Origin of the sequence: Streptomyces tsukubensis, assembly GCF_003932715.1 — a bacterium.
Lineage (GTDB): Bacteria > Actinomycetota > Actinomycetes > Streptomycetales > Streptomycetaceae > Streptomyces > Streptomyces tsukubensis.
In genome coordinates this window covers 453,319-480,302 of record NZ_CP020700.1, presented here as the reverse complement: position 1 = coordinate 480,302, position 26,984 = coordinate 453,319, and the positions used below count along the sequence as shown (strand labels likewise).

Annotated in this window: 14 protein-coding genes and 2 pseudogenes; 2 read left to right on the top strand and 14 right to left on the bottom strand. The window is 73.6% G+C overall.

Annotation, left to right across the window (positions count from 1 at the left end; translation table 11 throughout):
* Positions 1–26: 26 nt before the first annotated feature.
* The 10 genes and pseudogenes from B7R87_RS33345 to B7R87_RS01300 all read right to left on the bottom strand — a co-directional run bounded on the left by B7R87_RS33345 (position 27) and on the right by B7R87_RS01300 (position 20,876).
* Positions 27–3,521, bottom strand: a complete 3,495-nt coding sequence (locus tag B7R87_RS33345; protein ID WP_332903366.1) for an SDR family NAD(P)-dependent oxidoreductase — start codon at positions 3,519–3,521, stop codon at positions 27–29.
* A gap of 83 nt (positions 3,522–3,604) precedes the next feature.
* A pseudogene (locus B7R87_RS34250) lies at positions 3,605–3,742 on the bottom strand (hypothetical protein); the annotation flags it as partial.
* Between the two features lie 275 nt (positions 3,743–4,017).
* Positions 4,018–11,991, bottom strand: a pseudogene (locus B7R87_RS01335) (type I polyketide synthase); the annotation flags it as partial.
* Between the two features lie 342 nt (positions 11,992–12,333).
* Positions 12,334–13,506 (bottom strand): alpha/beta fold hydrolase, encoded by a 1,173-nt coding sequence (locus B7R87_RS01330; RefSeq protein WP_198965069.1) that lies wholly within the window; start codon positions 13,504–13,506, stop codon positions 12,334–12,336.
* Positions 13,507–13,525: 19 nt separating this feature from the next.
* Positions 13,526–14,401, bottom strand: a complete 876-nt coding sequence (locus B7R87_RS01325) for a 2-oxo acid dehydrogenase subunit E2 (RefSeq protein WP_006350925.1) — start codon at positions 14,399–14,401, stop codon at positions 13,526–13,528.
* Between the two features lie 4 nt (positions 14,402–14,405).
* The gene (locus tag B7R87_RS01320) at positions 14,406–15,461 is read right to left on the bottom strand and encodes a 3-oxoacyl-ACP synthase III family protein (protein WP_006350926.1); all 1,056 of its coding nucleotides are present in this window, start codon (positions 15,459–15,461) and stop codon (positions 14,406–14,408) included.
* Between the two features lie 109 nt (positions 15,462–15,570).
* A complete protein-coding gene (locus B7R87_RS01315) occupies positions 15,571–17,439 on the bottom strand; it encodes a dipeptide ABC transporter ATP-binding protein (protein ID WP_130585416.1) in 1,869 nt (622 codons plus the stop codon).
* Positions 17,426–18,322: an ABC transporter permease gene (locus B7R87_RS01310; RefSeq protein WP_130585415.1), complete on the bottom strand. Its 897-nt coding sequence runs from the start codon at positions 18,320–18,322 to the stop codon at positions 17,426–17,428. Before B7R87_RS01310 ends, B7R87_RS01315 begins: the two co-directional genes overlap by 14 nt.
* Positions 18,319–19,254, bottom strand: a complete 936-nt coding sequence (locus B7R87_RS01305; protein WP_006350928.1) for an ABC transporter permease — start codon at positions 19,252–19,254, stop codon at positions 18,319–18,321. The genes B7R87_RS01310 and B7R87_RS01305 overlap by 4 nt, the downstream gene beginning before the upstream one ends.
* The gene (locus B7R87_RS01300) at positions 19,251–20,876 is read right to left on the bottom strand and encodes an ABC transporter substrate-binding protein (RefSeq protein ID WP_130585414.1); all 1,626 of its coding nucleotides are present in this window, start codon (positions 20,874–20,876) and stop codon (positions 19,251–19,253) included. The genes B7R87_RS01305 and B7R87_RS01300 overlap by 4 nt, the downstream gene beginning before the upstream one ends.
* 276 nt (positions 20,877–21,152) lie before the next feature.
* Here B7R87_RS01300 and B7R87_RS01295 point away from each other — a divergent pair, with 276 nt between their 5' ends.
* Positions 21,153–21,719 (top strand): flavin reductase family protein, encoded by a 567-nt coding sequence (locus B7R87_RS01295; protein WP_045853199.1) that lies wholly within the window; start codon positions 21,153–21,155, stop codon positions 21,717–21,719.
* Between the two features lie 49 nt (positions 21,720–21,768).
* On the opposite strand, the gene B7R87_RS01290 is transcribed toward B7R87_RS01295, so the two are convergent.
* Entirely contained in the window at positions 21,769–22,017 is a 249-nt protein-coding gene (locus B7R87_RS01290) for a DUF5988 family protein (protein WP_006350931.1), read from the bottom strand.
* Positions 22,018–22,100: 83 nt separating this feature from the next.
* The gene (locus tag B7R87_RS01285; protein WP_006350932.1) at positions 22,101–22,910 is read right to left on the bottom strand and encodes a thioesterase II family protein; all 810 of its coding nucleotides are present in this window, start codon (positions 22,908–22,910) and stop codon (positions 22,101–22,103) included.
* Positions 22,911–23,194: 284 nt separating this feature from the next.
* Between B7R87_RS01285 and B7R87_RS01280 the strand changes: the two genes are divergently transcribed.
* Positions 23,195–24,931, top strand: coding sequence for an NlpC/P60 family protein (locus B7R87_RS01280; RefSeq protein WP_006350933.1), 1,737 nt, complete (start codon positions 23,195–23,197; stop codon positions 24,929–24,931).
* Positions 24,932–24,989: 58 nt separating this feature from the next.
* On the opposite strand, the gene B7R87_RS01275 is transcribed toward B7R87_RS01280, so the two are convergent.
* On the bottom strand, positions 24,990–25,643 hold the full coding sequence (locus tag B7R87_RS01275; protein ID WP_006350934.1) for a response regulator transcription factor: 654 nt from the start codon (positions 25,641–25,643) through the stop codon (positions 24,990–24,992).
* Positions 25,640–26,857: a sensor histidine kinase gene (locus B7R87_RS01270; protein WP_233168732.1), complete on the bottom strand. Its 1,218-nt coding sequence runs from the start codon at positions 26,855–26,857 to the stop codon at positions 25,640–25,642. Before B7R87_RS01270 ends, B7R87_RS01275 begins: the two co-directional genes overlap by 4 nt.
* Positions 26,858–26,984: the final 127 nt, after the last annotated feature.

Here is a 26,984-nt window from a genome sequence, read left to right as displayed (position 1 = left end):
CTCGGTTACGTCCGTGGTCCGGCCGGTCAGGCCGTGCCGAATTCGTGGTCCAGCGCCTCGAACAGATCGTCGTCGGAGGCCGATGAGAGATCGTCCGCCCGCTCGGCGGGGCGGGTGCGCTCCTGCCAGTCGCGCAGCAGCTGCCGTAGCCGCTCCTCGACACCGTCCGGGTCTTCGGGGGACCGGGAGGACAGCGCGAAGAGCGTGCGCGCGAGCCCTTCGATCTCCGCCAGTACGGGCGCTCCCGCCTCCCGTACCGCCCCCTCCTCCACAGCCGTGGCGGCAATCCGGGAACGGACGTGCTCCGCCAGGGCCTGCGGCGTGGGATGGTCGAACACCAGCGTCGACGCCAACGCAAGACCGGTTGCCGCACCGAGCCGATTGCGCAGCTCCACGGCGGTCAGCGAGTCGAAGCCCAGATCCTTGAACGCCTCCTCGGCCGGTACGGCATCGGACCCCCGATGCCCCAGAACGACGGCCACCTGTTCCCGGATCAGCTCCAGTACGACATCGTCCGCCTCGGCCTCCGTCAGCCCGGCCAGCCGCTCGGACAGCGAAGGGCCGGCCCCGGGCTCCGGACCCGGCCGGGACCCGCCCACGGGAGCGGCGGGATCCGTCCGTACCAGCGAACGCAGCACCACCGGAACCCCGCCGATGCCGTTTCCGGCCGCGAACGCCCCGGCGTCGATCCGGGCCGCGACAAGCACCGGCTCCGCCGACCTCAGCGCCGCATCGAACATCGCCAGGCCATCCGCCGACGACAGGGGCCGCAGCCCGCCCCGGCCCAGCCGCCGTACATCACCCTCCGTCAGATGGCCCGTCATCCCACTGGAGTCCTCCCACAGACCCCACACCACGGACGAAGCCGGAAGACCGGCCCGGGACCGCTGCCGGGCCAGCGCGTCCAGGAACGCGTTCCCGGCCGCGTAGTTCGCCTGACCGGGCCCGCCCAGCGTGCCCGCGGCCGAAGAGAACAGCACGAACGCCGCGAGATCCGCACCGGCCGTCAACTCGTGCAGATGCCACGCCGCATCCACCTTCGACCGGAGCACCGTGTCGAGCTGCTCCTCCGTCATCGACGTCACCGTCGCATCGCTGAGCACCCCGGCGGCGTGGACGACGGCGGTGAGGGGGTGTTCGGTGGGGATGGTGGTGAGGAGGTGGTGGAGTGCTTGGGGGTCGGCGGTGTCGCAGGCGGTGATGGTGATGTGAGCGCCGAGTCGGGTGAGTTCGGTGTGGAGGTTTTGGGCGGTGGGGGTGTCGGGTCCGGTGCGGCTGACGAGGTGGAGGTGGGTGATGTGGTGTTCGGTGACGAGGTGGCGGGCGAGAAGGCTGCCGAGCGTGCCGGTACCTCCCGTGATCAGCACCGTCCCCTGAGGGTCCAGCGGCCGCGGCACCCGCAGTGCCACCTTCCCGACGTGCCGCGCCTGGCCCAGATGGCGGAACGCCTCCAAGGCACTCGCCGCAGGCCAGGCAGTGACCGGCAGTGGCTGCAGGGCACCCGTGTCGAACAGCGCCAGGATCTCCGCCAGCATCTCCCGGATCCGCTCAGGACCGGCCTCCACCATGTCGAACTGCCGGTACCGGACCCCGGGATTCTGCCGCGCCGTCTCCTCCGCGTCACGGACGTCCAGCTTGCCCATCTCGACGAAACGGCCGCCGCGCGGCAGCAGCCGCAGCGACGCGTCGACGAACTCCCCGGCCAGCGAGTTGAGGACGACGTCCATGCCGCGGCCGCCGGTGGCCGCCAGGAACGCGTCGGCGAACTCCGTGTCCCGCGACGACGCGATCCGCTCCGGCGGCAGCCCGGCCTGCCGGAGCAGCTCCCACTTGCCACGGCTCGCCGTCCCGTACACCTCGGCACCCCAGTGGCGCGCCAACTGCATCGCGGCCAGTCCCACCCCGCCGGCCGCGGCGTGGATCAGCACCGATTCGCCCGCGCCGAGCGCCGCCAGATCGGCCAGCCCGTAGTAGGCGGTCAGATACACCACGGGAACCACCGCGGCCTGCGGGAACGACCAGCCCTCCGGAATCCGCGCCACCAGCCGGCGGTCGGTCACCGCCACCGGGCCGACACCGCCGGGGAACAGCCCGAACACCCGGTCGCCGGGCCGCAGGTCCGTCACATCGGAGCCGACCTCCCGGACCACGCCCGCGGCCTCGCTGCCGATCGGCGCGTTGCCCGGATACATGTCCAGCGCGATCAGGACGTCCCGGAAGTTCAGTCCGGCCGCGCGGACGGAGACCCGGATCTGCCCCGGCTCCAGTTCCGCGCCGGCCGCGGTCGACGGCCTCAGCGCCAGATTCTCCAGCGTGCCCCGGGGCCGGGCGTCGAGCACCCAGGCATCCGCATCGGGACCGTCCGGCACGGTCAGGGCGTCGCCGTCCGCTGCGGGCGCCAGCCTGGGGACGAACAAGGCGCCCTCCCGTACGGCGAGCTGCGGCTCGTCGGCGTCCCGGATCGCGGCGACAGCCGCGGGCAGTGCCCTCAGCGAATCCCCGGAGCCGTCCAGGTCGAGCAGGGCGAAGGCACCCGGATGTTCGGCCTGTGCCGAACGCAGCAGACCCCAGAGAGCGGCTTCGCCCGGGTCGGTGACCGTCTCGCCGGGGCGGGCCGCCACCGCGCCCCCGGTCGTCACGGCCAGTACCGTCGCGGCCAGCCGTTCGTCGGCCGTCCAGGCCTGGAGCAGCTCCAGCGTCCGGTGCGCGAGAGCGCGTACCGCGTCGGGCACGGAAACGGTCCCGGACGGCGGTACGGGCGAGGGGAGGGCCAGCACTGTATCGGGTACGGGCGCGCCCGTATCGAGGGCATCGGTCAGATCCGCCGGATCCGGGTAGACGTCAACCCGGCCGCCCGACGAGGCCAGCGCCCGGCGCAGCGGCTCGCCGCGATCCGCGGGACCGATGATCGCGTACCGCCGGGCCCGCACCGTGCCCCGGGCCGGGGGCAGCGCCTCCCAGTCCAGCCGGTAGAGCCCGTCCCCGGCTCCGTCCGAGGCGCCGAGCGTACGCGCGAGCCGGGCCCGGGAGACCGTACGGACGCTCAACTCCTCGGCATACAGCACCGGGGCGCCGGAGGTGTCCGTGAGCCAGAGCGACACCGAATCGTCGTCACGCGGAATGCACTGCACCCGTAGCTCGGTGACACCGGTGGCGAAGAACTGCACGTTCTTCCAGGCGAACGGGATCCGGATCAGCTCCGGGTCCGGTTCGGGACCGCTGAGCGGGAGGAGGTGGAGGGTGGTGTCGAGGAGTGTGGGGTGGAGGGTGTGGTGGTGGTTTGTGGTGTGGGTGGTGGGGTGTTGTTGGGTGTGGGCGTAGAGGGTGCCGTTGGGGTGTTGGTGGGCTTGGGTGAGTCCTTGGAGGGTGGGTCCGTAGGTGTATCCGTGGGTGTGGAGGGTGGGGTAGTGGTGGGTGAGGTTGAGGGGTGTGGTGTGGGGTGGTGGCCAGGTGGTGGGGGTGTGGGTGGTGGTGTGGTGGTGGGTGTGGGGGTGAGGGTGGCGGTGGCGTGGTGGGTCCAGGGGGTGGTGTGGGGGTTGGTGGTGGTGTGGATGGTGAGGGTGCGGTGGCCTTGGGGGTTGGGGGGTGTGAGGTGTGCTTGGAGGTGGGTGGGTTGGTGGGGGTGGGTGGGTGTGGGGGTGTGGAGGGTGAGTTCGTTGATGTGGGGGGTGTGGTGTTGGGTGCCGATGTGGTGGGCGAGTTCGAGGTGGGTGGTGCCGGGGAGGAGGGGTGTGTTGAGGATGGTGTGGTGGGTGGTCCAGGGGTGGGTGTGGGGGTGATGGTTCCGGTGTAGAGGTGGTGGTCGGTGGCGAGGGTGGTTTTGGTGGTGAGGATGGGGTGGGGGTTGGGTTGGGTGGTGGGGGTTGTGGGGGTGGTGGGTGGTGTGGGGGTGAGCCAGTAGGTGTGGTGTTGGAAGGGGTAGGTGGGGAGGGGGGTGTGGGGTGTCGGGGTGTGGGTGCTGGTGCTGGTGCTGGTGCTGGCTGTTCCGGTGTGGGTGGGGTGCCAGGTGGTGGGGGTGCCGTGGGTCCAGGTGTGGGCGAGGTTGGTGAGGTAGGTGGTGTGGTTGGGGTGTTTGCGGTGGAGGGTGTGGGTGGTGGTGGTTGTGGGGTGGGTGTCGTGGATGGCGGGGGTGAGGATGGGGTGGGGGCTGATTTCGATGGTGTGGAGGGGTTGGCTTGGGTGGTGGGTGGTGAGGTGGGTGAGGGCTTGGTGGAAGTGGACGGGGTGGCGGAGGTTGTCGTACCAGTAGGTGGGGTTGAGGGGGGTGTGGGGGGTGAGGAGGGTTCCGGTGAGGGTGGAGTAGAACGGGATGGAGGGGTGCTCCGGCACCACCCCCTCCAGCAGGTGCAGCAGCTCGTCGCGGATCCCGTCGACATGAGGTGAGTGGGACGCGTAGTCCACCGGAATGGTGCGCGCCCGGATCCGGTCCGCCTTGCACGCCTCCACGAAGTCCGCGACGGCCCCGGCATCCCCGGATACCACGGTGGAGACCGGGCTGTTCGTAGCCGCGACGGACAGGGCGGACCCGTACGGGAGCAGCCGCTCGGCCACCTCTTCGGCCGGGAGAGGTACGGACGCCATCCCTCCCGTACCCGCCAGGGAAGTGAGGGCCTTGCTGCGCAGAGCGGCGATTTTTGCGGCGTCGTGGAGGGTGAGGGCGCCGGCGATGTGGGCTGCGGCGATTTCGCCCTGGGAGTGGCCGATGACGGCGTCGGGGTGGATGCCGTGGTGTTGCCAGAGGCGGGCGAGGGAGACCATGACGGCGAAGAGTGCGGGTTGGACGACGTCGGTGCGGTCGAGGTCGGGTGCGGTGTCGGTGGTGTTGATGAGGTCCAGGAGTGACCAGTCGGTGTGGGGCGCGAGGGCGTGGTGGCAGGCGGTGAGATGTTCCGCGAAGACCGGCTGGGTGTCGAGGAGTTCGCGGGCCATTCCGGGCCACTGGGAGCCCTGGCCCGGGAAGACGAACACGGTCAGCGGACGTGACGCCGCGGTCCCCCTGACCACATTCGCCGCCTCACCACCCCGGCCCACCACCCCCAGCCCGGTGAGGAGTTCCGCCCGGTCCTCGCCCACGACGACGGCACGGTGCGGCAGTTGCGCCCGGGACACCGCGAGCGACCGGCTGACCGCTGCGATGTCCGTGTCCGGATCGTCGGCCAGCATGGTCTGGAGCCGTACGGCGACTTCCCGCAGTGCGCCTTCCGACTGCGCGGAGAACATCCACGGCACCGCCGCCACCGGATCCGCCGGTTCGGGTTCTTCGGTGGGGGGTTGTTCGAGGATGAGGTGGGCGTTGGTGCCGCTGATGCCGAAGGAGGAGACGGCGGCGCGTCGCGGTCGGCCGGTGTCGGGCCAGTCCTGCGCGGTGGTGAGGAGTTGGAGGGAGCCGTCCCAGGGGGTGTGCGGACTGGGTTCGTCGATATGGAGGGTCTCCGGCAGGCGCCCGTGGTGCATGGCCATGGTCATTTTGATGAGGCTTGCGATGCCCGCGGCGGCCTGCGTGTGGCCGATATTGGATTTGATACTGCCCAGGTAGAGAGGCCGGTCGGCGGGCCGGTCGGTGCCGTAGGTGTGGTGGAGGGCCTGGGCTTCGATGGGGTCGCCGAGGGTGGTTCCCGTGCCGTGGGCTTCGACGGCGTCGACATCGGCGGGGGTCAGTCCCGCACTCTCCAGTGCCTGGCGGATGACGCGTTCCTGCGCGGGGCCGTTGGGTGAGGTGAGGCCGTTCGACGCACCGTCCTGGTTGATCGCGGAACCCCGGATCACCGCCAGCACCGGATGACCGTTCCGGCGTGCCTCCGAGAGGCGTTCGAGGACGACGACTCCGACCCCCTCGCCCCAGCCGGTGCCGTCGGCGGCCGCCGCGAAGGGTTTGCACCGTCCGTCGGGCGCCAGCCCCCGCTGCCGGCTGAACTCGATGAAAGTCGCCGGGGTGGCCATGACGGTGACACCCCCCGCGAGGGCGAGGGTGCATTCGCCGCGACGCAGCGCCTGGGCCGCGAGGTGGATCGCGACCAGCGACGACGAACAGGCCGTGTCCACCGACACCGCCGGACCTTCAAGACCGAGGGCGTAGGCCACGCGGCCGGACGCGACGCTGCCCGCACTGCCGTAGCCGAGATACCCCTCGACCTCCTCCGGTGTCTCGGCCGGGAACAGCATCCGTGAGGCGTAGTCGTTGTACATGACCCCGGCGAAGACTCCGGTACGGCTGCCGCGCAGGGCCGCCGGGTTGATCCCGGCGCGTTCGATCGCCTCCCAGGAGGTCTCCAGCAGCAGCCGCTGCTGCGGGTCGGTGGCCAGGGCCTCGCGCGGGCTCATCCCGAAGAACTCGGCGTCGAACCGGTGCGCGTCGTAGAGGAACCCGCCCTCGCGTACATACGTGTGCCCGGTCCGGTCCGGATCGGGGTCGTACAGCCGCTCCGTGTCCCAGCCCCGGTCGGCGGGGAAGGCGCCGACCGCGTCGATGCCCTCCGAGACGAGCCGCCACAGCGCCTCGGGGGAGTCCGCCCCGCCCGGATACCGGCAGCCGATGCCGACCACCGCGATCGGCTCGTCGTCGGCCGGAAGCGCGGTCGCGGCCGGTCTGCCGGAGCCGGAGGGGACGGTCGACGGCGCGCCGGAGAGCCGGGCGGCGAGTTCGGCGGCGAGCGCCGCCACGGTCGGACGGTCGAAGACCAGGGTCGCCGGGAGCTGGAGACCCGTCGTCTCGTTGAGCCGGTTGCGGAGTTCGAGGGCGGTCAGGGAATCGAAGCCGAGTTCGCTGAGAGCCCGCTCGGTGTCGATGGCCTGGGGATCCGTATGGCCCAGCACTTCGGCCACCTGTCCCCGTACGAGGTCGATCAGGGCGGCTGGCCGGTCCGCCGGGTCCAGCGGGGCCAGGGACGCTGCTGCCGGGGTGCCGTTCCCGGCCGCCCTGCGGCGCGGCGGCCCGACGAGACCGCGCAGCAGCGGCCCCCCGGTGTCCGGCGCGGTCGCGCGGAGGGCCGCGAGGTCGAGCCGTACCGGCACCGCGAGGGGTACGTCCGCCGACAGGGCGGCGTCGAACAGCGCCAGCGCGGTCCGCGTCGGCAGAGGCAGTACGCCCGACCGCCGGGCGCGCTGCCGGTCCGCCGCCGACAGCCCGCCGGTCATCGCGCTGCGTTCGGCCCAGGGGCCCCAGGCCAGGGAGGTTCCGGGCAGTCCGGCGGCCCGGCGCTCGGCCGCCAGCGCGTCGAGGAAGGCGTTGGCGGCCGCATAGCCGGCCTGACCCGCGTTGCCCACGACGCCCGCGAGCGACGAGAACAGGACGAACGCCGTCAGTTCGGCGTCCGCGGTCAGTTCGTGAAGATGCCAGGCGCTGTCCGCCTTGGCGCGGAGCACGGTGTCGAACCGCTCGGGGGTGAGGCTTTCGAACACGCCGTCGTCGAGGACGCCCGCCGTATGCACCACGGCCCCCAGCGGCGGCCGCCCCGCGCGGTCCCGGAGCAGTGCGGCGACGGCGTCCCGGTCGGCCGTGTCGCAGGCGACGAGCGCGGTGTCGGCGCCCAGCGCGGCCAGCTCCGCGAGCAGTTCGGCGGCGCCCTCCGCGGCCGGGCCGCTGCGGCTGGTCAGCAGCAGATGCCGGACACCGTGCTCCGTGACCAGATGACGGGCCACCAGACCGCCGAGCGTTCCGGTGCCGCCGGTGACGAGGACCGTACGGTCCGGATCGAATACGGGTCCGGGACCGGTGCCGTGGACCGAGGGGGCGACCCTGGCCAGCCGCGGCACCCGGACGGTGCCGCCGCGCAGGGCCAGTTGCGGTTCCCCGGTGCGCAGGGCGGCGCCGAGCACCGCCCGGGACGCCGGTGTCCCGTCGTCGTCGACGAGAACGATCCGGCCGGGGTGCTCGCTCTGGACGGAGCGGAGCATCCCCCACAGCGGCGCCGACGCCAGGTCGGCACCGGACCCGGGCGCCTCGTGGCCCGTCCGTACAGCCAGGCCGGTGAGGAGTGTCAGCGTGCTGTCCCCGCGGCGGTCGTCCGCGAGCCACCCCCCGACGAAGGCGAGGATCCGGCCGACGGCCGTCCGCACCCGCCCGGGCAGGGTGCCGTCGCCGGACACCCCGGGCACAGGAGGGACGGCCACCACCAGATCGGGCAGCGGCACTCCGGGCGGCGCCGCGGCCAGGACATCCCGGTCCACGACGGAGAGGTCCACGACGGCGGGCGGTGCCTCGCCCGATGCCTCCGGTACGCCGTCCAGGGACGGCCAGCGCACCTCGTACAGCGGCCCGGCGGAGCCGGAACCGGCCGTGATGCGCTCGACGGGGACGTCGTGCAGCGCCAGCGATGCGACCTCGGCCACCGGCCGCCCTTCGCCGTCCGCCAGCTCCAGGGTCCAGGTGCCGTCGCCGCTGCCGTGCGGCCCGATCCGTACCCGCAGCGCGGTCGCGCCGTCGGCCCGCAGGGTCACACCCGACCAGGAGAACGGCAGGCGTACGCGATCCGGCCGCTCCTCCCCGGCGCCCCCGGCAGCCTCGTCCAGGAAGAGGGGGTGCAGCGCGGCGTCCAGCAGGGCCGGATGCAGGGCAAACCGTCCGGCGCGGTCGCGGGCCTCCTCCGGCAGCCGGACCTCGGCATAGAGGGTGCGGCCCGAACGCCAGACGGCGTGCAGACCCCGGAACGACGGCCCGTAGCCGTACCCCCGTTCGGGCAGCCGCTCGTACAGCCCGGACACCTCGACGGGAACCGCGCCCGGCGGCGGCCACTCCACGGGAACACCACCGGTGCCGGGAGCGGGAGCGGGAGTGGGTACGGCGCCGGGCGGGGCGAGCGTGCCCGCGGCATGACGGTCCCACAGGGCTTCGCCGCCCTCGGGGTGCGCATGGACGGTGAACGCCCGGCGGCCCTTCCCGTCGGCGGGCTCCAGCAGGAGCTGGATCCGGCAGCCCTCCTCCGGTACGGCCAGGGGCGCCTCCAGGACCAGTTCCTCGACCGTGCCGCAGCCGGCGCCCGCACCGGCGTGCAGGGCCAGTTCGACGAGGGCGGCACCGGGGAGGACCGGGGTGCCCGCCACCGTATGGTCCGCCAGCCACGGCAGCGCCCCGGGCGTCAGCCTGCCCGTGAACACCTGACGTCCGCCGTCGGCCAGCGACAACTCCCCGCGGAGCAGCGGATGCCCGGCACTGCGCAGACCCGCCGCGGCGAGATCCGCGGGCTCGTCGGCCTCCAGCCAGTACGAGGTGCGCTGGAAGGGGTACGTCGGCAGGGAAACCGAAGGTGCCCCCACGCCGCCGGACGCGGAAGGAGGGCCGGAGGGCGCCGGGACCAGGACGGCCGTTTCGACGGGCACACCGCTCGTGTGCAGCCGGGCGACCGCGGTCACGGCCGCCGTCGCCTCCGGCAGACGCCGGTCGAGTACGGCCGTCACCACGGCCGTATCGCCCACGGCGGGCCCGGCGAGCGCCGTCAGCGTGTTGTCCGGGCCCAGTTCGACCCAGGCGGTCACCCCGTCCTCCCGCAGGGCCGTCACCGCCTGGTGGAACCGGACCGTCTCCCGGGCCTGCCGGACCCAGTACTCCGGCGACGCCAGCTCCTCGAACGCCGCCGGCCGCCCGGTGAGGGTCGAGACCAGCGGGACGGCGGGCGGCCGGAACCGTATCTCCGCCGCGACCGCCCGCAGCTCGTCCAGGACCGGGTCCATCAGCGCCGAGTGGAAGGCCCGCGCGACGGCCAGCCTGCGGGTCCGGTGACCCGACTCCGCCAGGTGGAGCGCCAGGGCGTCGACGGCGGACTCGTCCCCGGACACCACGGTCGCCTCCGGGCCGTTCACGGCCGCCAGCCAGACCCCGCCCGCCCACGGCCCGTCGTCGAGAAGCGCCGCCACCGCCTCCTCCCCGGCGCGTACGGAGAGCATGGCGCCGCCCGCGGGAAGCCCGTCCATCAGCCTGCCGCGGGCGGCGACCAGCGCACAGGCGTCGTCGAGGCCGATCAGCCCGGCGGCACGGGCCGCCGCGATCTCCCCGACCGAGTGGCCCGCCACCCGGTCCGGCCGGACACCCCACGAGCCCAGCAGCCGGTGCAGCGCGGTCTGCAGGGCGAAGAGGGCGGGCTGCGTGTACAGGGTGCGGGAGAGCAGGGGGTCCTCGCCCGGATCACCGGCGAACATCACCTCGCGCAGCGGCCGCGGGAGGTGCGGGTCGAGGCGTCCGCAGACATCGTCGAGGGCATCGGCGAAAACGGGGAACGCGGCATGGAGTTCGCGTCCCATGCCCGGGCGCTGACTGCCCTGGCCCGAGAAGAGGAACACGATCCGGTGCTCACCCGCGAAGGCCGTACCGCGCACCGCCCCCGGCGCGCGCTCACCGCGGGCCAGCGCGTCCAGCGCCGCGCCGATCTCCTGCCGGGACCCGCCGACGACGGCCGCGCGACGGACGAACGACGGACGCGTCGCCGCCAGCGCATGGGCGACGGAGGCGTCGTCCGGTCCGGGACGGGCGTCGAGATGGGCCCGGAGCCGGGCGGCCTGGGCGCGCAGAGCCGGTTCGGTACGGGCACTGAGCAGCCACGGTACGGGCACCGCGGTACCCGGCGGTTCAGAGTTCCGGGGGTCTGCCGGGTCTGCGGGATCCGCCGCATCGGTGGTCGCCGGGGGCTGTTCGACGATGAGATGGGCGTTGGTGCCGCTGATGCCGAAGGAGGAGACCGCGGCCCGTCGGGGCCGGTCGGTATCGGGCCAGGGCCGGGCGGCGGTGAGGAGTTGGAGGGAACCGTCCCAGGAGGAGTGGGGGGTGGGCTCGTCGATATGGAGGGTCCTGGGGAGCTCTCCGTACCGCATCGCCATGATCATCTTGATGAGGCTTGCGATGCCCGCGGCGGCCTGCGTGTGGCCGATATTGGATTTGATGCTGCCCAGGTAGAGGGGTTGGCCGGTGGGTCGTTCGGTGCCGTAGGTGCGGTGGAGGGCCCCGGCTTCAATGGGGTCGCCGAGGGTGGTTCCGGTGCCGTGGGCCTCGACCGCGTCGACATCGGCGGGCGTCAGACCCGCACTGTCCAGCGCCTGCCGGATCACCCGCTCCTGGCTGGGGCCGTTGGGCGCGGTCAGCTGACTGCTGGCACCGTCCTGGTTGATCGCGGAACCCCGGATCACCGCCAGCACCGGATGACCGTTCCGCCGGGCGTCGGACAGCTTCTCCAGCACCACCATGCCGACGCCCTCCGCCCAGCCGGTGCCGTCTGCGGCGGCCGCGAAGGGCTTGCACCGTCCGTCGGGCGCCAGCCCCCGCTGCCGGCTGAACTCGACGAAGGTGTTCGGGGTGGCCATGACGGTGACCCCGCCCGCCAGCGCCAGGGTGCATTCCCCGCGCCGCAGGGCCTGGGCCGCGAGGTGGATCGCGACCAGCGACGACGAACAGGCCGTGTCCACCGACACCGCCGGACCCTCAAGACCCAGCGTGTAGGCCACCCGGCCCGAGGCGATGCTCCCCGCGCTCCCGGCCCCGATGTACCCCTCGAAGCCCTGCGGTGGCCGGGTGATCCGTGAGGCGTAGTCGTTGTACATGACCCCGGCGAAGACTCCGGTACGGCTGCCGCGCAGGGCCACCGGGTTGATCCCGGCGCGTTCGACCGCCTCCCAGGAGGTCTCCAGCAGCAGCCGCTGCTGCGGGTCGGTGGCCAGGGCCTCGCGCGGGCTCATCCCGAAGAACTCGGCGTCGAACCGGTGCGCGTCGTAGAGGAACCCGCCCTCCCGGGCGTAGGAGGTGCCGGGATGGTCGGGGTCCGGATGGTAGAGGGCGTCGAGATCCCAGCCGCGGTCGGCCGGGAAACCGCCGACGGCGTCCGTCTCGTCACGGACCAACTGCCACAGCGCCTCGGGGGAGTCCGCCCCGCCCGGATACCGGCAGCCGATACCGACCACCGCGATCGGCTCATGACGCTCGGACTCGTACTCCCGCAGGCGCAGACGGGCCTGGTGGAGATCGGCGGTCACCCGCCTGAGGTAGTCGCGGAGCTTGTCCTCGTTGGCCATACGGACACTGCCCTCCGGATCGGGGAAGGACCGGCACTGCCCTCGGGAAACAGGGGGCGGCCGGGGCGGGAGGAACGGCGGCCCGCCGGGGGCGCGATACGCCCGGGGGCCACGCAACCACCCTCGTGTCCTGGGCCAACGCTCCTCTAAAGAACGGCTACCGACGCGGCTAGCGCGTTGCCCGACCCCTGGGGCCGTTCGCCGGTGGCGTGCGACGGCCGGGCCCGGGCAGGCAGAGACCGGCGCCCACCGGTGCGGAGCATACGGAGGTTGCGCCGCCCCGGTGGGCGCCCGGGGTCCCGCCGGTGCGGAGCAACTGCCGGTAGCCCCGTTTCGGGCCGGTCAGCCGGTCCGTGCCGCCCACCGGCTGCGGAGCCGGGCCGTACGCCAGAGCGCGGAGACCACGGCCCGCCGGGCGCTCCGCTCACCGCGCATCCGCAGCAGCGACAGCACCATCCACAACGGGGTGTCTCCCGCGTGCCGGGGCGAGCCGTGCACATCGTCGTTCTCCACCACGTCGAGCCGCCGCACCTGACGCCTCAGCAGCGCCGCCTCGCCCGGCGGCACGATCTCGTCACGACGGCTCACCAGATAACCGACGGGTATGTCGATGGCCGCCAGCTCGGCGTCGGACAGGGCCCAGTCCCGCAGCCGGCCGGGCACCTCGGCGGGCGGCAGACGGGTGAGATGCGCCAGGGTGTTCACGGTGACGGCCGGTACGGTCCCGCCGGGCAGCGCCTCGGTGAAGAACTTCCGGACCGGTGCCCCGGCCGTGGCCACCCCGCGCAGCCGCCCGTCGTCGAGGGCGCAGCGCAGCGCGAGATGGCCGCTGAAGCTGAGCGCCACCGCGTACGTCCGGTCCACCTGGGCCCGGTCGGCCACCGAATCCAGCACCCGCGAGAACATCGCGGGGCTCTCCGGCCCGTACACCAGGGTGTTCTCGCCCGCTCCGGGCAGCTCGGTGACCACTCCGGCCATCCCGAGCCGCGCCACCCGGGTCAGCACCGGCGCCCACTGCTCCTTGGTGCTCACGATGCCGCCCGTGAACAGCAGAAGGGGACGGGGCTCCCGCGCGGAGAGCCCGGCGGTCCAGCAGCGGACCGTGCCCCCGGGGAGTTCGACGGAGTGCGGTTCGATGGGGGTGCCGTCGCGCCGCCAGCTGTCGAACGCCGCGGCGGCCCGCTCCAGGGCGCGGGCCCTGGCCGGGCCGTCGACGTACGGGAAGCGGGCCATGGTGAAGGCGCGGCAGGCGTCCAGCGGCTGCCCCGCGGCCTCCGCCGCCTCACCGGCGCGGAACCATTCGTACGCCCAGGAACCGGGCCCCTCCGGATCGTCGGTCCTGATCCGGGCCATGACATCGGCGTGGACCGCGGGCGGGATCCGCTGCGCCTTGGCATGGACCGCGACGTACTGCTTCAGCTCCGCGAGGTCGTTGGCGGGCGGTGGTACGGGCCGGGCATCCGGTACGGGGCCGGGGCCGGCCGGATCGGTGCGGGGTGCGCTGTGTTCGGTCACGTTCTGCTCCCGGGTGTCGTCAGGTCCGGTCCGGCCGTGCGGCCGGGGCTTCGGCGCCGGTCGCACGGGACGCACTGCTTCCGGTGGCCCGTACGGCGGCTTCCGTCCCGTTCGCCCCGGCCACCGTGTCCGTCGCCTCGTCGCCCGCGAAACCCTCCAGCCCCTCCTTGACGGCGGCCAGCAGATCGGTCGCCTCGGCGCCGTCGATCACGCGGTGGTCGAAGGTGAGGTTCAGCCGCAGCACCGGGGCCACGGTCACCGCTCCGCTACGGACCACCGGCCGGTCCAGGATCCGGCCCACCCCGAGGGTCACCGTGGTGCCGCCGACCGAGTGGAAGCCGTCGACCGGACCGTGGCCCAGGGAGCTGACGGAGAAGGTTCCGCTGCGCCGGTCCCGGCCCGCCAGCCGGCGGGTCGCCACGTGGTACGCCAGCGGGGCCACCAGCGCGGGCAGCCGGTGCAGCCTGCGGACCCCCGCGAACTCCGGCAGGGTGTCCGGGTCGCCGTCCCTGACCCGGTCGATCTGCCGCTGAATCGTGTCCAGCGTCGCCCGTTCCAGCCCGGGGATCACCGTGGCCAGCACCACGCGCCGCCCGCCGAGCGTCCGGTCCAGGGCCAGCTTGCCCGCGACGGAGTCGTAGCGTGCCAGCCGCGGCCAGATCCGGCCCCGTACCGCCGCATTGGCTTCGGGACGGGCGGCCAGCGCCCGGCCCGCCGCGTGGAGCACATAGGCGACGGGGGAGTAGCGGCGCCCCGCGTCCCGTGCCGTGAGCCGGTGGCGCCGGACGGCGGTCATATCGACCTCGGTGTCCAGATGGACCGGCGCGAAGTCCCGGACGGCGTTGAGGAAGTAGACGGTATGGCGGCGCTCACGCGCCACCCGGGTCGCGGCCATGACGTCACTCCCTCTCCAGGGCGAAACCGGATTTGATCCACTTGCTGGACTCGATGGCGATGCCCAGCGCGCGTTCCCCGGGCGCCATCAGCGGCAGCACCTCCTCCAACTGCAGAAACGGGAGGCCGTTGCCGTTGTTGCCGCTGCGGGTGACACAGCTGATCTCCCGCGCCCGGCCGCCTCCGCCGAGCGCCGTCATGATCGTCCCGGTCATCCGGGTCGACAGCTGGGGCGGCAGCAGATAGTCCAGTTCGTCCGCCTCCCAGCCCAGATCGGCGAGGAGTTCGCCGTACACCTCGACCGCCATCTCCGGGACGAGCCGCTCGATGGCCTTGTAGTCCTCCGTCACCGACGGCAGGCCGCGGTCGCGCTCGTTGGGGCCGAACCAGGCCAGGGTCTGCCCGGGCTCCCGGCCCAGTCCGACCAGCCGGGTACGGACCCGGCGCAGCGTCACCGCCCCCGGCACGGGCAGCGTCGTCAGGACCACCGCACCCGCGCCGTCCCCGAACAGCACCGCGTTGATCATCTCCTCGGGTGGCATCGTCCGCAGATCGGCCGTGAGGTCGAAGGCCCTGGCGCAGACGTCGCCGCCGATCACCAGGGCGGTCCGGTGGTCCCCGGCACGCAGCAGCTGCGCCGCCACGCTCATCGCCTGGAGGGCACCCGTACAACCGGACTGGAGCTGGAAGACGGGCAGATCGTCGATGCCCAGCCGGTCGGCGACGACACTGGCGGTGGTGGGCATCAGCAGATCGGGGGTCGCGGTGCCCAGGACCAGCAGATCGACCGCGCCCGGATCCAGCCCGGCGGCTTCGAGGGCCTGCCGTCCGGCGGACTCGCCGAGGTCCGCGAGGGTGCAGAGCGGTTCGTCGGTCTCCAGGTCGATGGAGAGATGCCGGGTGCGGGTGCCGATGAAGACGTCGACCCACTCCTGCCAGGAGGGGCTCATGCCGAACCGGCGGGCGAGGGCGGCATTGTCCACCGGCGGCCCCGGCAGGGCCGTTGCCGCCGACAGGACGCGGACCTGCCGGTCGTCGGACGTGGGGGCTGCGGACGGCATGGGCTGACCTCTCTGATGCGGACACGGACTCGTGCGTCGGACTCGTGCGTCGGACTCGGGCCCCGGCTCGGCCGCGGTAGAGCTCCGGCCCGGGGTGGTTCGGTGGACGTCAGGGGACCAGGGGCTCCCGCCATGCGTGTTCCGCCCGCGGTACGGCGTCCAGCAGTTCACGGGTCCAGGCGGTCCGCGGACGCAGCAGTACGTCGTCGGCCGCGCCCTCCTCCACCACGGCACCGTCCCGCATGACCAGCACCCGGTCGCTGAGATGGTGGATCACGCCGATGTCGTGCGAGATGAACACCATGGCCACATCGGTCGACGCCTGGATGTCCGCGAACAGGTCGAGCACCTGGGCCTGTACGGAGACGTCCAGAGCCGAAACGGGTTCGTCGCAGACCAGGACCGCGGGCCCGGGCGCCAGCGCCCGGGCGACGGCCACCCGCTGCCGCTGGCCGCCGGAGAGGTCGCGGGGGCGGCGGTGCAGCACCGCATCGTCGAGGCCCACCTGCCGCAGCACCTCCCGCACCTGCCCTTCGCGCTCCTTCGCCCGCCCCGGACGGCTGACGCCCGCGACGTCGAACGCCTCCCCGACCACCTGCCGCACGGTCCAGCGGGGGTCGAGGGCACCGAAGGGATCCTGGTGCACCAGCTGGATGCTTCGCCGCCGCCCGCGGCGCTCGCGCTCCCGGAGCCCGCTCCAGGGCTCGCCGAGGAACGTCACCCGGCCGCCGTCCGGTTCCAGCAGCCCCATCAGGATCCGCGCCACGGTGCTCTTGCCCGAACCGGACTCCCCGAGGACGCCCAGCGTCTCACCGGCGGACAGGGTGAACGACACCCCGCGCACGGCCTGCCGCCGCCCTCCGCCGGGCAGGGGGAAGGACGCGTTCAGCGCCTCCGCGGTCAGCACCTCGGCCCGGCCGCCGCCGGACGGTGCCGGCCGGCGTGCGACGGTCACCGGCTCCGGCCACGGCTCGCCGGTGCGGGGGCAGCGCACCAGCGGACCCTCGTCGCCCCGCAGCCGGACCAGCGGCGGCTCTCCGGCACGGCACTGCTCCACGGCGAGGGAGCAGCGGTCCGCGTATCCGCAGGCTTCGCCGGGAACGGCGGTGTCCAGCGCGGTGTCCTGCGCGGTGCGGGACGACAGCCGGGTGCCGCGGGTGCCCGATCCGGGCACCGCGCGCAGCAGATCCCGGGTGTACGGGTGGGCGGGGGCGCGCAGCAGGTGCCGGGCCGGCCCTTCCTCGACGACCACACCGCGGTGCATCACCGCGACCCGGTCCGCCAGCCTGGCGACCACCGCCAGATCGTGGCTGATCAGCAGCACCCCGGCGCCGTTGTCCCGGCGTTCGGCCAGCAGGTCCAGGATGCGGGCCTGCACGGTAGCGTCCAGGGCCGTGGTCGGCTCGTCGGCGACGATCAGCCCGGGACCGGCGGCCAGTGCCGCCGCGATCAGCGCACGCTGCCGCAGACCGCCCGACAGCTCGTGCGGATACTGGCGGGCCCGGATCGCGGGCTCCGGCACCCCCACCTTCTCCAGCAGTCCGACGGCCCGGTCCGGCCGGTCCCGGCGGCCGGCCAGCCGGTGCGTGCGCAGCGCCTCCGTCACCTCGGTGCCCACGCGGCGCAGCGGGTCCAGCGATACCAGCGCGTCCTGCGGCACCAGGCCCGCGTGCCGGCCGCGCAGCGTCCGCCAACCGCGCTCGTCCAGCTCCCGTACGTCCCGGCCCGACAGCTCGTGCCGGTCGGCCGTCACCCGCGCCGCCGGACCCGCGAGGCCCAGCAGGGCCCGCCCGGTCACGGTCTTGCCCGAGCCGGACTCGCCGACCACGGCCAGGCATTCACCGGCCGCCAGGGTGAGGTCCACCCCGCGTACGGCCGCGACCGCCCGGCCGCCCGCCGGGGCCGGGAACGACACCCGCAGCCCCCGTACCACGAGCAGCGGCGCCGTGCCCTGCCCGTCCTCGTCAGTGCGTCCCACGGGGACCCGTCCCTTCCACTCGGGCCCGGGCGGCCCCGCCCAGGACGTGAATCGCCGCCACCGTCAGCGTGATCAGCAGCCCGGGACAGACGGCGGCCGTCCACGCGGCGTCCAGATAATTGCGGCCCTCCGCGAGCATCGCCCCCCACTCGGGGGTCGGCGGCTGGGGGCCCAGGCCCAGGAAGCTGAGGGCCGATCCGGAGAGGATCGCCGTACCGACGTTCAGCGTGGCGAAGACCAGGACCGGCGGCATCGCGTTGGGCAGCAGATGGCGGCGGTACACCGCCGAGGGCCGCACCCCCAGCCCCAGGGACGCCGTCACATAGTCGGCGTTCCGCACCGTCAGCGCCTGGGCCCGGGCCAGCCGGATGAAGCCGGGGGTCATGGAGAGGCCGATCGCGATCGTCGCGTTGCGGGTGCCGGGGCCGAGGGTCGCCACGACCAGCAGCGCCAGCAGCAGCCCGGGGAAGGCCAGCAGCACATCGTTGACGCGCATGATCGCCTCGTCGACGGCCCGGGGCGAGGTGGCCGCCAGTACGCCGAGGAGGATGCCCGTCACCGCGGCCAGCGCGGTGGCACCCAGACCGAGCAGTAGGGAGAGCCGGGTGCCGTGGACGAGCCGGCTGAACACGTCCCGGCCCAGTTCGTCCGTGCCCAGCAGATGCGAGCCCGAAGGACCCCGGAGGGCGCTGATCGGGTCCACCGCGTGGGGCGCGTGGGTGGCGAACAGCCCCGGCCAGACGGCGGCGAGGGCCAGCAGGACCAGCAGGGCGGCGGCGACCGTGGCCCCGGCGTGCGGGACCCGGATCCGGCGGCGGCGCTCCGGGGCCGCCGTACGCACGGCGGCGGGCTCGGCGCCGGTACCGGTGATCGCGGTGGTCATGCGACCGCCTCCTTCAGCCGTGGGTCGATCACCGGATACAGCCAGTCGACGAGGATGTTGACGACGACGAACAGGGCGGCGGACGCGATCACCAGCCCCGTCACCACGGGCAGGTCACGGCTGTTGACGGCGGCCGTCATCAGCCGACCGAGACCCTGACGGCTGAAGACCGTCTCGATGATCACGGTGCCGCTGAGCAGGGCCCCGATGGTCCAGCCCGACAGGGTGACCAGGGGTACCAGCGAATGCCGCAGCGCGTGCCGGAGCCTGAGATCGGTCTCCGTGGCGCCCCGGGCCCGGGACGCCAGTGCGTACGGCTGGCCGAGGGAGTGCTCCATCGACTCCCGCAGCACCTGTGCGAACACCCCGACCAGGGACAGTGCCAGGGTCACCGCGGGCAGCACCAGCGCCCGGACACCCTCGCCGCCCGCCGCCGGGAAGAGCTGCCAGCGGAAGGACAGCAGGGCGAGCAGCAGCACACCCACCCAGAAGGCGGGGGTGGAGACGAGTACCAGCTCGACCGCGGCCGAGAGCCGCCGCAGCCCGGGGCGGCGGCCCGCGGTGGCCACCGCGAGCGGCAGGGCGAAGGCGCAGCCCAGCGCGAAGCCGGTCAGCGCGAGCCAGAGGGTGGGCGCCGCCTGTTCGGAGATCAGTTCCGTGACCGGCCGCTGGAGTTGGTACGAGGTCCCCAGATCGCCGGTGAGGAGCCGGCCCAGGAACGACGCGTACTGCGCCGCCAGCGGCCGGTCCAGCCCCAGGTCCTTTCTGACCTCGGCCACCGCGGCCGGTGAGGTCGCCGTGCCGCCGAGCATGACCTCGGCCGGATCGCCCGGCGTCAGATGCAGGGCGGCGAACGCCGCGGACGCCGCGCCCAGCACCACGAGCACGCCCAGCAGCAGCCGCCGGGCCAGCCATCTCAGCAGTGGGTTCACGAGTCCTCCCGCAGGGCGTCCTGGAAGACGGGGTAGCCGCTGGGGTCCCAGCGCAGTCCGCGCAGGTCCGAGACGTATCCGACGGTGGTGGCCGGTACGTACACCGGAACGGCCAGCGCCCGGTCGAGGACGTACCGCTGGGCGTTCTCGTAGGCCGTGGCCCTGACCGCCGCGTCGGGGCTGGTGATCGCCCGGTCCAGCCAGCCGTCGAGTGCCGGATCGGCGATGCGGAACAGGTTCGACCCGCCCTTCTCGGCGGTCTTTCCGGAACCGAAGTAGTGGCGCAGGATGTCGGGTTCGGCCCGGGTGAAGCTGAACGCGAGAACGTCGGCGTCGCCCGAACCGGCCCGGGTGGCGAACTGCCCGGGGTCCAGCCTGGTGTAGCGGAGCTCGAATCCCGCCCGGCGGGCCTCGGCCTGGATGCCCTGCCCCATCACGTCCCGGCCGTCGCGGGCCAGGAAGTCGCTGTAGGGCCAGAACAGGGAGAGGCGCTTGCCGTCCTTGACGCGGTAGCCGTCGCCGTCGCGGTCCTTCCAGCCCGCCGCGTCCAGCAGCCGGGCGGCCTCCTCCGGATCGTCCTTCCAGGGTGTCCCGGCGGCGTGGTGCACGGTGGTGGGGGAGAGCGGTCCGAAGGCCCGGGTGCGCTGCCCGTGGTAGACGGCGTCCACCAGCTCGTTCAGCCGGATCGCCTTCGTCAGCGCCCGGCGCACCCGGACGTCCGCCAGCGGTCCCCGGTTGGGGTTGAGGAACAGCGTCCACGGCAGTCCGGGATTGTCGGTGCGCTGGACCTCGTAGCCGCTGGAGCGCCGCAGCGCGGCGACGTTCCGCGGCGGCACGTTGTCCACCGCGTCCGCCTGACCGCTGGTCAGCAGCCCCAGCCGGACGGACTGCTCGGCGACGAAGAGGTACGTGATCTCCGCGATCCGCGGCGGCGCGCTGCGGCCCCCGGGGCCGGGCCCCCACCGGTAGTCGGGGTTGCGGCGCAGCGTGATGCTGTGCTTGCGCGACCAGGAGACCAGCTCGTACGGGCCGGATCCGACCGGACGGGTGCACAGCTCACCTGCCGGTTTCGCCAGGGCCCGGGGCGACTGGATGCCCAGATAGGCGGTGCTGAGGGCCTGGAGGAACGCCGCGTTGGGCCGGCCCAGTTCGACGCGGGCCGTCAGCTCGTCCACCACCACGGTCCGCCGGTAGCCCTCCAGCAGGCTCGCCGCGTACATGGACCGGGTCTTGGGATTCACCGCGTGGTCGAGGGTCGCCCGTACCGCCGATGCGCCGAGCCGGGTCCCGTCGTGGAAACGCACCCCCGGACGGAGCCGGAAGGTGTACGCGAGACCGTCGGCCGACCTGGTCCACCGCTCGGCGAGCCACGGGTGGAAGGTGCCGCCGCGGTCCATGGAGATCAGCGAGTCATGGGTGTTGCGGACCAGGGCGGCGGTGGCGTCGAGCGGGCTGACCTGCGGATCGAGGCAGTCCGGTTCGGTTTCGACGGCATAGACGAGGGTGTCGGCCGACCGGGCCGCACCGGCCGGGAGACCGCATCCGGAGACCGCCGCCGCGAGCACCAGACACCCGATGAGGACCCGTCTCCACGGGCCGCCCGCTGAACCACTGCTGAACACTCCCACCTCCCACTGCCGTGCACCCTTGCCAACCGAGCGTCACAAACCGGGCCTGGACCGGGCTAAGGGCGCTCTAAAGCGGGATCGGCCCGTGTGAACGGGACATTGAAAAGCGGAGGGTGCCTACGTATCGTGGCTGTGGAGGGGCCGCCGGAGCCCCGGGCCCGCGGCCGGTGCCGCTTCTTCCGCCCGCCGCCCAGCCGCAGTCGAACAGCCGTTGAAGTGCCGTCGAGTTGCCGTGGAAAAGTCGTCGATACCGTGAACGAGGTCGTGGCCATGTCCGATGAACCGCCCCCCGGCACCGCACGGGCGACGAAGACCGCGTCCGCCGCGGACCACGCCCACTACCGCACCGTCCTCGGCCACTTCGCCACCGGAGTGGTGGCCGTCGTCGGACGCGATACGGCGACCGGCGAGCCGGTCGGCATGGTCGCCAACTCCTTCGTGCTGGCCTCGGCCTCCCCGCCGCTGATCTCCTTCTGCATGGCCCGCACCAGTTCCTCCTGGCCCCGGATGCGCGGCAGCGGGCGCATCGGAGTCGTCGTCCTCAGCGAGGCGCAGCGCGCCGTGAGCGCCGGACTGGCGGGCCGGGGCCGCGACAAGTTCCGGAATCTGGAGTGGACGGAATCGCCCAGCGGTCTGCCCGTCCCGGTGGGCGGGCTTGCGGAACTGGAGTGCGAGGTCGCCGCCGAACTCCCGGCCGGGGACCACGAGATAGTGCTCTGCCGGGTGGTACGGACGGAGCTGCTGCCCTGCGACGAGGGCCCGCTGCTGAGCTACCGCGGCGGCTACGGCGCCTTCGGTACGGAACAGGGCGGCGCGGCCGCGGATCCCGCGGGCTGAGCGGCCGCACCGCGCCGGAGGTCCCGCCGTCCGGCACGGCGGGACCGCCTCATTCGGCGATGTACGTCTCGTGGCTCCACCGGAACACGCGCAGGGTCCGCCCGTCCCGCTCCAGCGACTCCGCCGTGGGCACGAAGTGGTCGTAGTGATTGCCGTGCAGCAGTTTGAGGGTCAGGTCCGGATCGTCGACCGTCACCACTTGGCCCTCCGCCTGCCCCTCCGCCCACGAGGCGTGCGGGCTGCCCCGGAGAACGGCGTTTCCGGTGCTCCTGCCGTCCACGGACGTCTCGGTCTCCATGAATGCCTCACTCTCTCGGTCACTGTTCCGGCGGAGGTGGTCGTACGGTCCCTGCGGGCCGCCCGGGCAACGACGGCGCGGTGTCAGTCCGCGAGCCCCGGCGCGAGGCCGGCCAGCACGGGGCGGAGCAGCCCGAAGAGATGGTCCGGCGAGTCCCGCAGGAACAGATGCCCGCCGGGTACGGTGTGCCGCTCGCCGGGCACCGAGCTGTGCCGGGCCCAGCCCGTCATCGTCCCGGCGCCGACCAGGGAGTCGGAGGCGCCCGCGAAGACATGGATCGGGAACGGCAGTCGCCCGGGGCCGTCCGCGTCCGGCGGACGGTGGCTGTTGCACAGGTCCAGATCGTCGCGGAGCACCGACACGGCGGCATCGACCCAGTCCGGGTACCGGAGCAGCTCCTCGGAGATACCGCCCGCGTCGAGCAGCCAGCGCACCAGCCGCTGCTGCGACATGTCCCGGGTGGCGGCGGAGACCGGCGGCACATCAGGCGGATTGCACGCCCCCGCGAGCAGCGCCTCCGGCAGCCGCCGGCCCGCCGCGGCCCGGACGGCCGAGAGCTGCCAGGCCACCAGCGCGCCCATGCTGTGCCCGTACAGTGCGTACGGCACCCGCAGATACGGGTCGAGCTGTACGTTCAACTCCCCTACCAGCGTGGCCATATCGGTGAACCGGGGCTCACGCACCCGGCGCTCCCGGCCGGGCAACTGCACCGGCAGGACCGCGACCGACGGTCCCAGCGCCCGCTGCCAGTCACGGAAAATGGAGGCACCACCGCCCGCGTGGTGCAGACAGAACAGTCTCAGCGGCGCGTCCGGCACCGCTTCCGGGCGGACCGCCAGATACGGGGTCCGGAAGTCCTCACGCGTGTGGGGACCGATACCGCCGTGCGTCATCGCAGCTCCGATCGTCCGGTCCGGCGGCGGGCGGCACGGGCCCGGTCCGGGCCGCGACCGGGTATCCACCGGCCTGCCCCTGAAGGCTCGGCCCCCGGACCAAACGACCGCTTAACCCCGGCTGAAAGTACGGACACGGGCCGAGGCCCCGGTGTCCTGCGGCGCAGCGCCCCCGCCCGCCGCCGGACCGTACGGCCGCGGGGAAGGGTGCCGCGATCCGGCCCCCCGGATCATCACCGCGGGAAGGGGGCGACAGCGTTCCCGCCTCTCGGCGATCATCGGGTATGACCAGATCACCGGGCCCTTCCCGCCGTTCGCTGATAGCCGCCGTCGGCGCCGGAACGCTGCTCACCGGCGCCGGTACCCGGGCCGCCGTCGCCGCACCGGCCCCGCAACCCGCCACCGTGCCCGTCGAGGAGGCGGTGGGCAGCTCCCGTACCTCCGTCACCGTCGCCGCCCACGACCCCGCGGTCTACACCCGCGCCGCCCTCGGCCCGCTCACCGTCACCCCTGTGACCGGGACGCCCGGCCGGACCGAGGTCGCCTTCGGGGACGAACCGCTCGCCGTCCTCACCCACGGCTCCCGCACGGTGCTGCTCACCGGCCCCGAGCGGACCTTCCGCGAGGACAAGCGGGCCTTCGACGACACCTTCCGGCGGACCGTCGCACCGGGCGGCTGGGGCCTGTCGCCCGGCGGCGGTGCCTGGGACACCGCCAACGGCACCACGGCCGACTACGAGGTCACCCCCGGAGCCGGGATCGTCCGCATCCCCGCGACCAGTTCCGTGAGCCGCCACGCCACGCTCAAGGACGAACAGGTCGCCGACCTCGACGCCGTCATCACCGGGCATTTCGCACAGGACCCCTCCGACGCGGCCCGCTCGTTCGCCCTCACCTTCGGCTACACGGGCCCGACCGACCACTTCCGGGCCCGGCTCTCCTTCGCCGCCGGCGGCGCGGTCACCCTCCATCTGGAGAGAGCCGTCAGCGCCACCTCCGTGACCCAACTCGTGACCCCCGCACCCGTCGCGACCGGCAATCCGGCGGGCTCCTCGTGGTGCATCCGGGTCAACCGCACCGGAGGACGCATCCAGGCCCGCGCCTGGCGCGCCGACCTCACCGAGGGCTCCGCCTGGCAGACCACCGTCGATGACCAGCCGCCCGCCCCGGGCCGGATCGGGGTCCGCGCCGCCGCCGACAGCACAGCCCTCGCCGCCGAACTGCGTATCTCCCGGATCCGGATCCTCACCGCGACCTGGGCCGTACCGGTCACGGTGGTCCACCGCTCCTGGGTCCGGGTGCTCCCCGAACCCTTCACCGGGACCTGGACCGCGGGGGTGGAGCAGCAGATCCGCGGCTGGCTGGGGTCGACCGCACCCGACGCCCTCGCCTACGGCTTCCAGTTCCTGCCCGGCGCGCCCCGGGTCACCTCGTACCGCTCCGGACCACCGGAGCACGGCGCCCCCGTGCTCGGCGAATCCGATTATGGGCCGCCCCTCACCGGCGGCGCGCGCGAGGAAGGCGCCGACTTCCACGAATACATGGGCGTGAACTGGACCTTCGCCCGGGTTCCGGCCGGCTCCCTGACGAAGACGGCCGAACCCCGCTTCCTGGGCGCCCTGGACTGCTCCGGCTACATCCGGATGGTCTACGGCTACCACCTGGGGGTCCCGCTCGCCCACGAGAGCGACCACACGTCCCCCGGGCTGCTGCCCCGGACCGCGAAGAACCAGGCGGCCCGGGCCCCGGGCACCCGGATCGCCCACTCCGCCTCGGCATCACCCCCGCCGCTGACCGCACTCCAGGTGGGCGATCTCGTCTTCTTCGACGCGGAGGGCGCCCCGGAGGACGGCATCGACCACGTCGGGATCCATCTGGGCCGGGACACCGCGGGCGTACCGAGGTTCCTCTCCAGTCGCAAGACGCCCAACGGGCCGACCGCGGCGGATCTCGGCGGCGCTTCCACGCTGACCGGCACCGGCACCTACGCGACCAAGCTGCGGACGGTCCACCGCCTCTGACATTCCCGGGCACGGAATCCTCCCGCGCGGGCGCCCCGTCCGCGCGGGAGCCCGTAGGTCAGTCCGGGACGATGCCGCAGAGCACGGCGAGAACCGCGAGCCGGATCCGGTTGTCCCGCCCCGTCTTCGCCATCAGGCTCGCCACATGCGTCTTCACCGTGGTCACCCCCATGTGCAGCCGGTCGGAGATCTCCTTGTTGGTGAGACCCGCCCCGATCAGCCCGAGCACCTCGCGCTCGCGCGGAGTCACCGCCGGAAGCTCCGGGGGCGCGGACGGACCGGAGGGCGCCGGGGCCGTCACCGCCCGGTCGACGAGCCGGGCCAGGGCGTCCCGGCTGAACGGGGCCTCCCCGTGCGCCGCCCGGCGTACGGCGTCCAGGATCTCCCCCGGCGGGGTGTCCTTGACCAGGAAGCCGCAGGCCCCTGCCGCGAGCGCCGGATACAGATGCTCGTCGTCGTCGAAGGTGGTGAGCGCGACGACCCGGACGGCCGGGCGGTCGGCGAGGATCCGGCGGGTGGCCGTGATGCCGTCCGTACCCGGCATCCGCAGGTCCATCAGGACCACGTCGGGGGCGAGCCGGGCGGCCAGCCGGACCGCCTCCGCACCGTCCGCGGCCTCCCCGGCCAGCTCGATACCGGGAGCCTGCTCGAACAGCATCCGCAGCCCCATCCGTACCAACTGCTGGTCGTCGACGGCGAGAACCCGGATCACGGTCGGGGCTCCGGCACCGGCGCCGGGGCGGGCAGAACGGCCGTCAGCCGCCAGCCCCCGTCCGCGGGGCCCGCGTCGAGCGTGCCGCCGAGCAGCGCGACCCGCTCCCGCATGCCGACCAGACCATGACCGCCGCCCGGGTCGGGAGCCTGCGGCCCGGGCCGTCCGGCTCCGCCGTCGTCCCGGAGCGTCAGCCGTACGGTCCCCCCGTCCATCCGTACCGCCAGATCGGCCCGCGCCGAAGAACCCGCGTGCCGCGCGACGTTCGCCAGGCCCTCCTGGGCCAGCCGCAGCACGGCCAGGGCCCGGACCGCGTCCAGCCCGGCGACGGCGGGATCCACCGACGCCGTCACCGTGGGCCCCGCCCGTCCGGCCCGTGCCGCGACCGCCGCCAGCACCGCGGGCAGGGCCCCGTCCGAGACCAGGGAAGCCGTCCCCGGCTCCGTGCCGGGGGCCCGCAGCACGGCCACGAGCCTCCGCAGATCGGTCAGCGCCGCCCGGCCGGAGCTGTGCAGATCGTCGAGTACGTCGGTGACCCGGGGGTCCGGGACCGTACCCCCGCCGGGGCCTGCCGCCGCGTCCGTGACGACATGCCGCGCCACCCCCACGCGCAGCACCATCGACGACACATGATGGGCCACGAGATCGTGCAGCTCGCGGGCGATGGCCGCGCGCTCCGCCGCCCGGGCGGCCACGGCCTCCTGCTCCGCCCGCAGCGCCCGCCGCGCAGCCTGCTCCCGTGCGTGCGCCGCGGCCTCCCGGGACATCCGGACGTAGGACCCCAGGAAGAACGGCAGTCCGGCGACCACCGCCGCCTTGAAGAGCACCGGTGCCAGATCGCCCGGCAGGCCCCCGAACCGGTTCAGTACGACGGCCAGAGCCAGCACCCCACAGCCCACCGCGGGTGCCCGCCCCCGCCCTCGTACCGCCACCTCGAACAGCGTGATCGCCGCCAGCACCTTCAGCGAAGGAACGACCCCCGCGCCCAGCGTGTGTGCCGTAACCAGCAGCGCCGACTGCGCCACCAGCGCGGTCAGGGCCCAGCGCCACCCGGCCAGGCAGAGCAGCAGACCGACAGCTGCCAGCGCCCGGTCACCGCCCCCCGGCGGCTGCCGCACCAGCACGAAGTCGGTGGCCAGAGCGGCCGTGTACACCAGGGCACGCACACCCCGGCGGCGGTCGTCGAACACCAGGTCGGTCCATGGCCGGTTCACCCGCTCCACGATAGGGCCGTGACCGGGCTCCGCGGCTCCTGCCGCGGGAGGAGGCCGGATCCTCCTCCCGGCCGCGGGAAGGGCCCTGCGGCAGGATCCGCGGATCGCGCCGCACCCGCGAGGGTGG

Coding starts and splice junctions, on each gene's coding strand:
- B7R87_RS01285 (WP_006350932.1), bottom strand. CDS start 22,910: ATGACGCACGGCGGTATCGGTCCCCACACGCGTGAGGACTTCCGGACC.
- B7R87_RS01295 (WP_045853199.1), top strand. CDS start 21,153: ATGTCCGATGAACCGCCCCCCGGCACCGCACGGGCGACGAAGACCGCG.
- B7R87_RS01290 (WP_006350931.1), bottom strand. CDS start 22,017: ATGGAGACCGAGACGTCCGTGGACGGCAGGAGCACCGGAAACGCCGTT.
- B7R87_RS01320 (WP_006350926.1), bottom strand. CDS start 15,461: ATGCCGTCCGCAGCCCCCACGTCCGACGACCGGCAGGTCCGCGTCCTG.
- B7R87_RS01325 (WP_006350925.1), bottom strand. CDS start 14,401: ATGGCCGCGACCCGGGTGGCGCGTGAGCGCCGCCATACCGTCTACTTC.
- B7R87_RS01280 (WP_006350933.1), top strand. CDS start 23,195: ATGACCAGATCACCGGGCCCTTCCCGCCGTTCGCTGATAGCCGCCGTC.
- B7R87_RS01310 (WP_130585415.1), bottom strand. CDS start 18,322: ATGACCACCGCGATCACCGGTACCGGCGCCGAGCCCGCCGCCGTGCGT.